7 protein-coding genes, 1 pseudogene and 1 riboswitch are annotated in these 9564 nt (G+C 58.5%); of the genes and pseudogenes, 4 read left to right on the forward strand and 4 right to left on the reverse strand.

The window, feature by feature from the left end; all coding sequences use genetic code 11:
* Positions 1 to 7 precede the first annotated feature (7 nt).
* Positions 8 to 325 carry a barstar family protein gene (locus BLR72_RS21765; protein WP_091951943.1) on the forward strand — a complete coding sequence of 106 codons (318 nt, stop codon included), beginning with the start codon at positions 8 to 10 and terminating at the stop codon, positions 323 to 325.
* A 680-nt stretch (positions 326 to 1005) separates the two neighbouring features.
* On the forward strand, positions 1006 to 2061 hold the full coding sequence (locus BLR72_RS21775) for a GSU2403 family nucleotidyltransferase fold protein (RefSeq protein ID WP_091951947.1): 1056 nt from the start codon (positions 1006 to 1008) through the stop codon (positions 2059 to 2061).
* Positions 2062 to 2118: 57 nt separating this feature from the next.
* Here the strand turns inward: BLR72_RS21775 and gcvP are convergent, their stop codons facing one another.
* The 3 genes from gcvP to gcvT are packed head-to-tail and all read right to left on the reverse strand — an operon-like array spanning position 2119 to position 6418.
* Positions 2119 to 4920 (reverse strand): aminomethyl-transferring glycine dehydrogenase, encoded by a 2802-nt coding sequence (gcvP, locus tag BLR72_RS21780; RefSeq protein ID WP_091951949.1) that lies wholly within the window; start codon positions 4918 to 4920, stop codon positions 2119 to 2121.
* A 5-nt stretch (positions 4921 to 4925) separates the two neighbouring features.
* Positions 4926 to 5294, reverse strand: a complete 369-nt coding sequence (gene gcvH, locus BLR72_RS21785; RefSeq protein ID WP_027232989.1) for a glycine cleavage system protein GcvH — start codon at positions 5292 to 5294, stop codon at positions 4926 to 4928.
* Between the two features lie 5 nt (positions 5295 to 5299).
* A complete protein-coding gene (gene gcvT, locus BLR72_RS21790) occupies positions 5300 to 6418 on the reverse strand; it encodes a glycine cleavage system aminomethyltransferase GcvT (RefSeq protein ID WP_091951951.1) in 1119 nt (372 codons plus the stop codon).
* Between the two features lie 154 nt (positions 6419 to 6572).
* Positions 6573 to 6670, reverse strand: a riboswitch (glycine riboswitch).
* 207 nt (positions 6671 to 6877) lie between these two features.
* On the opposite strand from gcvT, the pseudogene BLR72_RS21795 reads away from it, so the two are divergent.
* Positions 6878 to 7087, forward strand: a pseudogene (locus BLR72_RS21795) (type II toxin-antitoxin system prevent-host-death family antitoxin); the annotation flags it as partial.
* A gap of 301 nt (positions 7088 to 7388) precedes the next feature.
* On the opposite strand, the gene BLR72_RS21800 reads toward BLR72_RS21795, so the two are convergent.
* Positions 7389 to 8435 carry an adenylate/guanylate cyclase domain-containing protein gene (locus BLR72_RS21800; protein ID WP_091951955.1) on the reverse strand — a complete coding sequence of 349 codons (1047 nt, stop codon included), beginning with the start codon at positions 8433 to 8435 and terminating at the stop codon, positions 7389 to 7391.
* Between the two features lie 93 nt (positions 8436 to 8528).
* Here BLR72_RS21800 and BLR72_RS21805 point away from each other — a divergent pair, with 93 nt between their 5' ends.
* A complete protein-coding gene (locus BLR72_RS21805) occupies positions 8529 to 9467 on the forward strand; it encodes a threonine/serine dehydratase (protein WP_091951957.1) in 939 nt (312 codons plus the stop codon).
* Positions 9468 to 9564 lie beyond the last annotated feature (97 nt).

The following is a 9564-nucleotide window of genomic DNA, read 5'->3' on the forward strand; positions in this document are numbered from 1 at the left end:
TTTTGACATGAACGATTATCAACGTACCGCCCTTATTGATTGCACCGGAATTTACACGATTGAGGAATTCTTCCAACGTTACCTTGATTCGACAAACCCCAGATTCCCGGCAAATTTCGGACGCAACCTTGATGCCTTATGGGACGCGATCGAGGGCGGCGGCCCCGGCTGCCCGGTGGATTTTGATCATCTTCATTTCATCAATCTGCAGCAATTCGTTGATGAATTGGGTGGCCCTGATTCTCCCTGGTACCAAGCGCTTCGGAGGGTCGCCGGAGATGCCACGGAGGTTAAGCTGACCCTCAGTCTGGGCGGCACAAGCTGAGTCTGCGCCTCAGCGCCTCCATCTCCAAGGAACATAATGCCAAGAGCGATTTCATTATTCGAAAAGGGAGGAGAAGCCCTCATTAATCGCATGGAATTCATGCGAGATGACCTAGAGTTTTTCCGAATGATTTTTGATTATCCCGAAAATGATCCAATGTTGTACATGTTGTACAGGATAAATAGAGACCAAAATCAAAAAATTATGAAAGATTCGGCGTTAGTGTCGATATTGATAATTATGATTGTTCCGTTGAGTACTATGATTAAGCTCAGAGAATCGCTTCTAATGGGCGGATGCAGATGAATTGCACAGTTGGTGCAAAGTCGCACTTCAAACTTGAACCCACCCGACTACACAAGATTGCGGCGTAATCTATCTTATGGAACTCCGATTGTTCGCCAGATCGATACGTCAAAGTTTTGGAAACCGGAATATCTGTTGATGGCGAACTCTTCAATGTCGTGGCTGTGGGGCGGTCTCCGTTCACCGCCGCTGGGAGTTGTACTTTGCGCGCAGGAATGCCTGTTGGGGGCCTGCGAGTCAGTTTTCGTTGGATTATCCCTTTTCAACTGCATTTTATATGGCAAAGGGATAATCCTATCTAATATCGCTTTATAGCATCGCCAAATCGCGATATTATCCCCAATACGCCGCATTTCTCGTTCTCATGGGATAAGATGAATATTTTCAACGAATTATCGCCCGATCAGATTCGCCAGCTTGTGAATACCGAACAGGTTTATGAATCCTATAAGGCGAGTTCGAAGGAATACGAGCAGCGCTTTTCCGGTTCCATGTCGTGGAAGACGAGCACAAACGGCAAGGAATACCTCTACAAGAAATCCGGCCGTATCTGGAAATCACTTGGTCCGCGTTCCACGGAAACCGAAACAACATTCGGCCAGTTTCACGCCGGGCGCGAGAACTCGAAGGAGCGCGTCGGCAGCCTCGCGCAGCGTCTCGATGAACTTGCTCCGGTCAACCGCGCCATGTCGCTCGGACGCGTACCGCAATTGACGGCCCGCATCATCCGCGCACTGGACAAGCTCGGGCTGATCGGCACCGCCATTGACATCGTCGGAACAAACGCCCTTTTCGTCTACGAGCGCCTTGCGGGGGTACACATCACGAGCGGCCTTCTCTCGACGCAAGACGTTGATCTTCTCATGGACCTGAGATTCAGCCTGCGCTTGATCGGCAAGACCTTTTCGCAGAAAGGCCTGATCGGAATTCTGCAAAAAGTCGACCATTCCTTCGCACCACTGGCGAAGAACAGCTACAGGGCAGCGAACCGCGACGGCTTTCTTGTCGATCTGATCAAGCCGACGCCGAAGAACATCATGTCGGGGGATGGCAGGTCAGGATTCAGCGTCGACGACGAAGACCTGCGCGCCGTTGAAATCGAAGGGCTCGCCTGGCTCGTCAACAGTCCCAAGGTTTCGGCCGTCGTGATCGACCAACGCGGCTATCCGCTCACCTTTTCTTGTCCGGATCCGCGGGCCTTCGCACTGCATAAATTGTGGCTGTCGCGTCGTGCGGACCGAGATGCTGCCAAACGCTCGCGTGACGGCATGCAAGCCCGGGTTGTTGCCGGACTCATCCGCACGCGGTTGCCCCACCTTCATTTCGGTTCGGAGGACCTTCGGGCCTTGCCGGCGGCGCTCCGCCGGCTTGCCGAAGAATTCAACGTTTCGGATAGTGCCGACGAAGGCAGTCTCACACCCAATTGGTGAAGAGCAACGGCGCAACACGAAGCGCCCCCTTCCCAAGGAGAAGGAGGCGCTTGGCACTTAACTATAGGCCTGCATCGGCGGACATGAGCAGACGAGGTTGCGATCTCCGGCCACGTTATCGATGCGCGAGACCGGCGGCCAATATTTCGGGTTCTCCTCGCTCGGTCCGGCCGGCAGGCTGGCCTCGCTCCGGCTATAGGGATGCGACCATTCGTCGGCCAGAACATCGTCTGCCGGATGCGGCGCGTTGACCAGTGGATTGTCGTCCTTCGGCCAAGCGCCGCTCGCAACCTTTGCCGCTTCACCGGCGATCGCGATCATGGCATCGCAGAACCTGTCGATCTCGCGTTTCGATTCCGATTCCGTCGGCTCAACCATCAGTGTCCCCGGAATTGGCCAGGACATGGTCGGCGCATGGAAGCCGTAGTCGATGAGCCGTTTTGCGATGTCTTCGACGGTCACCCCGGCGCTCTCCTTCAGCACCCTTGTATCAAGGATGCATTCATGCGCGACGCGGCCATTGCGGCCCTTGAACAGCACCGGATAGTGGTTCTCGAGCCGGCCTGCAATATAGTTGGCATTTAGGATTGCCATTTCCGTCGCGCGCTTCAGGCCGTTTGCGCCCATCATCCGGATGTACATCCAGGTGATTGGCAAGATCGATGCGCTGCCGAAGGGCGCGGCTGAAACAGCGTGGCCCGTATCGAGCTGGACATGCCCCGGCAGGAAGGGAGCAAGGTGGCTCTTGACACCAATCGGGCCAACGCCCGGTCCGCCGCCGCCATGGGGAATGCAGAAGGTCTTGTGCAGGTTCATATGGCATACGTCCGCGCCGATATCACCGGGACGCGCCAGCCCGACGAGGGCATTGAGATTGGCGCCGTCGAAATAGACCTGCCCGCCATGTGCATGAATGATGGCGCAGATGTCCTTGACACCCTCCTCGAAGACGCCATGCGTCGAGGGATAGGTGATCATCAGTGCCGCCAGATTGGCACCATGCAGTTCCGCCTTGGCCTTCAGGTCGTCGAGGTCGATGTCGCCCGCTTCCTCGCAGGCGACGACAACAACGCGCATTCCCGCCATATGGGCGCTGGCGGGATTGGTGCCATGCGCCGATTCCGGAATGAGGCATATGTCGCGATGCGTATCGCCGCGATCGAGATGATAACGGCGAATGGCAAGGAGACCGGCATATTCGCCCTGACTGCCAGCATTCGGCTGCAGGGACACCGCATCGAAGCCCGTGATTTCCGCGAGCCATGTTTCGAGGTCATCCGTGAGCGCCTTATAGCCGAGCGCGTGATCGGCCGGGGCAAACGGGTGAACATTGGCGACGCTCTGCCAGCTCACCGGCAGCATCTCGGCCGCCGCATTGAGCTTCATCGTGCAGGAGCCGAGCGGGATCATGGCCCGGTCGAGCGCAAGATCCTTGTCGGCGAGGCGACGCAGGAACCGCATCATTTCCGTCTCGGAACGCTGCTGATGGAACACCTCCTGGGTCATGAACCCCTCTGCGCCGCGTTCGCTCGGCAGGCGTGTGTCCGTATCATCAGGCAAGATCGCGCCGAACAGGGCGGCGAGAGCCTGCAAATCCGCCTCGGTCGTGGTTTCGTCAAGCGTGAGGCCAAGCCGGTCCTGATCGATGATCCGAAGCAGGAGTCCTTCTTTTTCCGCAGTGGCAGCAATCTCCCCTGCCCTGCCCGGCACATCGACGGTAAGCGTGTCGAAGAAGCGCTTGCCGGCAAGCGCGATGCCTGCGGCCTCCATAGCAGCGGCAAGGCGGACCGCCTGGCTATGTACGCGCGAAGCAATCGCCTGCAGCCCCTGTGGTCCATGCCAGATGGCGAAGGAAACTGCCATGTTCGCCAGCAATGCCTGCGCCGTGCAGATGTTCGAAGTCGCCTTGTCGCGGCGGATGTGCTGTTCGCGGGTTTGCAGGGCAAGCCGGTAACCAGGGCGGCCCTTGCTGTCCACGGACTGGCCAACCAGCCTGCCCGGAATAAGACGCGTAAGTGCGTCCGCTACGGCGAGATAGGCGGCGTGCGGACCACCATAACCGACGGGCACGCCGAAGCGTTGCATCGATCCCGCGGCAATATCGGCGCCGAGCGATGCCGGAGGGGCGGTGATCGTCAATGCCAAAGGATCAGCGACCGCTATCACCAGAGCGCCGGATGCCTTTGCGTCCCGAATGGCGGTGGAATGATCCCTGTAGACGCCATATGTATCCGGCCATGGAACGATGATTGCTGCGACTTCAGCGTTGATCGCGCCGCCGTTGACGCTCATCCCGAGTGGCTCGGCGCGGGTGCGAACCACGTCGAGAATCTGGGGATGCACATCACCGGCCAGAACAACGCGGGTACGCTTCTCACGATGATGCCGGTAGGCGATGCCGACCGCCTCTGCCACGGCCGTCGCCTCGTCAAGCAAGGACGCCGACGCGACCGGTAAGCCGGTCAATTCGGTCACGAGGGTCTGGAAATGGAATAGAAGCTCCAGCCTGCCCTGACTTATTTCTGATTGGTACGGCGTATAGGCCGTGTACCAGGCAGGGTTTTCGAAAAGGTTGCGCTGGATAACCGCTGGCACATGCGTCCCGTGATAGCCTTGCCCGATGAAGCTCTTGTGGGTCTTGTTCTGCGCCATCTTAGCCGAAAGTTCAGCGAGCGCTTCAGCCTCGTTCACTGCTTCGGGAATGTCGAGGGGACGCTCGAGCCGGATGGATTTCGGTACCGCCTGGGAGATGAGCGTTTCGAGGGAGGGAATGCCAACTGCCGCAAGCATGGCACGCGAGCCCTGAAGGCTTGGCCCGATGTGGCGGTCGGTGAACGGAAAGATGCCCTTGTTCTGCATGATAATCAGCCGATAATTGCTTTGTAGCCGGCTTCGTCGAGAAGGCCGGTCAATTGGTTGGTATCCGCAAGCTTCATTTTCCACAGCCAGCCATCGCCGGCCGCCGAAGAATTGACCAGGGCTGGGTCGCTGGCTGCCGCCTCATTGACCTCTGTCACTTCGCCGTCGACCGGCGCGTAGACGTCCGAAGCGGCCTTGACCGACTCGACGACGACGGCAGCATCGCCCTTTGCAAGCGTTTGCCCGACTTCCGGCAATTGCACGAAAACGAGATCGCCCAACTGGTCCTGCGCATGGTCGGTAATGCCGACTGTCGCAATCCCGTCTTCAACGCGCAGCCATTCATGATCTTCAGTGAAATAAGTGACAGCCATTTCAATTATCCTTTGTGGTAACGATGGGTAACGAAGGGAAGCGGGTGGACATCCAGCGCGATGCGGCTGCCGCGTATCTCGGCAAATACCTGTGAGCCAGTCGTTGCGAGCGCCTTCTCGACATAGCCGATGGCAACCGGGTGGCCCGCCGACGGACCATATCCACCCGAGGTAACGATGCCGACAGGGTTGCCGCCGGCATCGACAAGCGTCGCGCCGGATCTGACAGGTTGGCGTCCGTCGGGTTTCAGGCCGACGCGCTTGCGCCCTGACCCGGCGGCGAGCTTGGCCTGTAGCGCTTCAGATCCGATAAAGCCGCCCTCACCCCGAACTTGCTTCGATATGGCCCAGGTAAGCCCCGCATCGACCGGATCGATCTCCGGCGTAATGTCCTGGCCATGCAGGCATAGGCCAGCCTCGAGCCGCAAACTGTCGCGCGCGGCGAGCCCAATCCATGTCACGCGGTCGTCTGCGAGAAGCTTGGCGACAAGTGCGCGGGCGTCCGCTTCCGGAAGGCCGATCTCAAAACCATCCTCGCCCGTATAGCCCGAGCGGCTCATGAACCAGCCAGGCTGAGGCTCGTACCCGTGCATGAACGCAAGATCGGTGCCAGCAATGCTTGCCTTCTGCAAAACATCTGCGGCCTGCGGGCCCTGAATTGCCAGAAACACGCGGTCAAGGGCATCGATGCTGGCTTTGAAATCCTTGGCGAGGTCGCGCAGATGCGCCTCATCCACGGCGGCATTGCCGGCATTGGCGACAACCATGAAGCGTTCGTCGCCGAGCCGCGTGACGATCAGGTCGTCGATAATCCCAGCCTGTTCATTGAGAAAGAAAGTATATTTTGACTGGCCCGTCGCGAGCGAGCCCGCGTCGAGCGGGCAGGCACGAGACAGGAGCGCCGCGGCGCCCTGCCCGGCGATCTCGAAAAGCTGCATATGCGAGATATCGAACAAGCCCGCCTTTTCGCGCGTATGCAGATGTTCCTTCATCACGCCGAGCGGATAGGTGATCGGCATCGACCAGCCGGCAAAGCCGCCGAAGCGCGCATTTGCCGCTTCGTGCAGGTCGCCAAGTGGCAGCGATTTCAGTTCGTCGGTTTCAGGATTGACTTCAGCGCCCATTTTCACTCCAGAGACATGCAAAGACCTCCGCCACAGCGACGGAATGATGCTTTACCCCTCTGTCGGAAGCCTGAGAGACTCGCTCGCGGCGCCTTGGCACCGGCTGAACTTACACCTTCGGCGCGGGGTCTCCCCCGACTTTCCAGAGTTGCCTTATCGGCTTGCGGTTCCTGGTACCTGAGAGATTTCGGGCGATTTCCCCTTCGGTGGACCGGCGCATTCGCACACTGGCCACTCTCCCGCAAGCTGACAGGGCCTTGCCTTCTTGCAAATCACAAGGCCCTCGACGTTCCGAACATATCGCACCGCACATGGCCTGTCATCGCCCTAAAAGCAGATTTGACGCTTTACGGACAGAATTTGTCTATATGAGAACATTCAGCTTGGCCACCGCTTGACCAAGCTGGCCTCCCCGACCCGCAGCAAGGACACAAAAATGACCATCAAGTCGGTGAAGCAAAAACGCATCTTTCCGAGCTTTTGGCCAAGGTCGAAGCCGGAGAAGATGTCGTGATATCGCGTGGCAACCATCCCGTCGCGCGTCTGACGCGCATCCCCGGCAAATCTGACGTCGCCGCTCTGATACAGGAGATTCTGGCTGCACAAAGGGGCCGTCAACCTACGACAGCTGAGGAAATCAAGGCCTGGTTCGAAGAAGGCCGCCGCTGAGAATGGCTTTGGTTATCGATGCGTCGTACCGGACCTGTTCTGGTACGAAATGCGAAATCTCTGCGTGCTCGCGGAAAAAAGAAACCGGATCGAAGCTGGCGAAGCGTTGATCGCCTTGATACGTCTCGGCAATTGCCTCTTGATGCCCATAGCGTCGTCAATGACCAGGCAATCGTTTCCTTAACTTTCAAACATGCTCTTCTGCATACGACGCAAGCTATCTCGCACTGGCGATCAATCAAAACATGCCCTTGCCACGCTCGACAGGCGCCTGCTGCGGCCCGTGCGGAGAATATCGGTTCTAGGCCCGCTGCGCCACGAGTTCTGACTGCTCACCGCGCGGCCGCACAAGGGCCATGACGCCGAGGCTCTGGCCCTTTCCCCGAACCGCATGAGTACCGAGATTGTTGCTGCGAATACCGTCGGGCAGCGTCAGCCGCGCGGCAAGATCGCTGGAGATCAGCACCGGCGCGTTCAAACTGCGGCAAAGCTGTTCGAGTCGCGCCGTCGTGTTTACCGTATCGCCAAAATAGGTGATCTTGTGGTGGTCCACGCCGATCTCTGCAGCAACGACCGACCCGCCATGCAAGGCGGCGCGCAGCCGCGGCACGCGGCCAAATTCACTCAGCCACTTTTCCGAGTTTGCCTCGATTACATCGATGATGTCGAAGATACATGCGACGCAATCGGCATTACGCAAGCCCCGCTGCATCGGCCAAGTAATGATCGCAGCATCGCCAACATAGTCGTCGATGGTCCCGTTGTGTCGCCGGACGGGTCCGGCAAACGCGGCAAAAAGCGCACCAAGGAACTGCTGCGCCCGCAGATCGCCGAATTCTTCGGCAAAGGTCGTGGAACCGACAAGATCGACAAAGAGAAAGATGCGCTCCTCCTCGATCGGTTTGCGATAGCGCCCGATCAGAAGGTTGGCAAAGATATCGCGCCCGAGAAGTTCGCGCACGCGCGAAACAAAGCTCAGGACCGCCAGAATGACAAGCGTGTAAATCCATATGTTTGTCGGCAGGATTGCCTCCTGCCACCAGGCACCGGGTATAAAGCCGAGGGCCCAGAGCAGGGTGCCGCAAACGAAGTAGCCCATACCGATGAGCAGGTAATTGGCAAGGAGCGAGCAAAAGATATAGCTCGGGGTCGGCAGCGCATTGATCCGATCGAAGAGTCGGGGGAACAGGTTTCCCCGTTCGAAGAGCAACGGCGGAATGCAAAGGAACAGGGCGAACACCGCGCCAATCGGCGATATTTTTCCGTTGTAGAAGTAGCCGTAAAACACGCCGCTGGCTGCTGCGGCCAGAAGACTGAAGAACCAAAAAACGATCGAATTTCTATTCATTGCTATTTCCATGGTCAAGATCATCATCGATAGGCCGTTGCCGTCGCTCGATCGATCTTGCTTTTGTGCCTAGCCGCGAAATATGGTGCGATCATGCCCATAGATATCACGCCTGAACGTATCACTGCTGTCGAAGAAATCATCCGGCCGCATATCCGGCACACGCCCGTGCTCCATGTGGATCTTGACGATTTCGGCATGGCCGGTCTCCCCGTAGCGCTCAAACTCGAATGTTTGCAGCACTCGGGATCATTCAAAGCCCGCGGGGCCTTTACCAATCTCTTGACAAGGCCGGTTCCCGCGGCCGGTGTCGTTGCCGCCTCGGGCGGCAATCATGGCGCGGCGGTCGCTTATGCTGCCATGCGGCTCGGCGTGCCTGCCACCATCTTCGTGCCAAGCGTCACTTCGCCGGCGAAGGCCGACAAGATTCGCAGCTATGGTGCAAGGCTCGTGATCGGCGGCGAGCGCTACGCCGATGCCCTCGAAGCAAGTGAACGATTCGTTGCCGAGACAGATGCGCTCGCCGTCCACGCCTATGATCAGGTCGAGACGCTACTCGGCCAGGCGACGCTCGGGCGTGAAATCGAAGCGGACCTTCCGGAAACAACCACGCTGCTGGTAGCAGTCGGAGGCGGTGGTCTCATTGGCGGTATCGCCTCATGGCTGCGTGGCCGCATCAAGATTGTCGCGGTCGAACCCGAAAGCGCTCCAACCCTCAATCATGCGCTCGCCGCCGATAAGCCCGTCGACGCGCCTGCCGGCGGGATCGCCGCCGATTCGCTGGCGCCGCGCCGCGTCGGCAATCTCATGTTTCCGATCGCGCAAGCCTTTGTCGGCACATCAGTGCTGGTAGCGGATGACGACATTCGTAAGGCGCAGCAGGCCCTGTGGGACACAGTCCGGATCGTTGCCGAACCTGGCGGAGCTGCGGCAATGGCCGCACTGCTTTCGGGCCGCTATCTCCCCGAAAAAGATGAGCGTGTCGTCGTCCTCGTTTGTGGCTCCAACACGGCAGCGGTTGGCTTCGAGTGACCGCCGCTTGAACGCAGGAAAGCCCGGGGATGCCGGGCTTTTGTGTGGGTTGTTTTGTTGTGATGTTGGTTGCGGGGACAGGATTTGAACCTGTGAC

It is taken from the genome of Phyllobacterium sp. YR620, assembly GCF_900104165.1.
GTDB lineage: Bacteria > Pseudomonadota > Alphaproteobacteria > Rhizobiales > Rhizobiaceae > Phyllobacterium > Phyllobacterium pellucidum.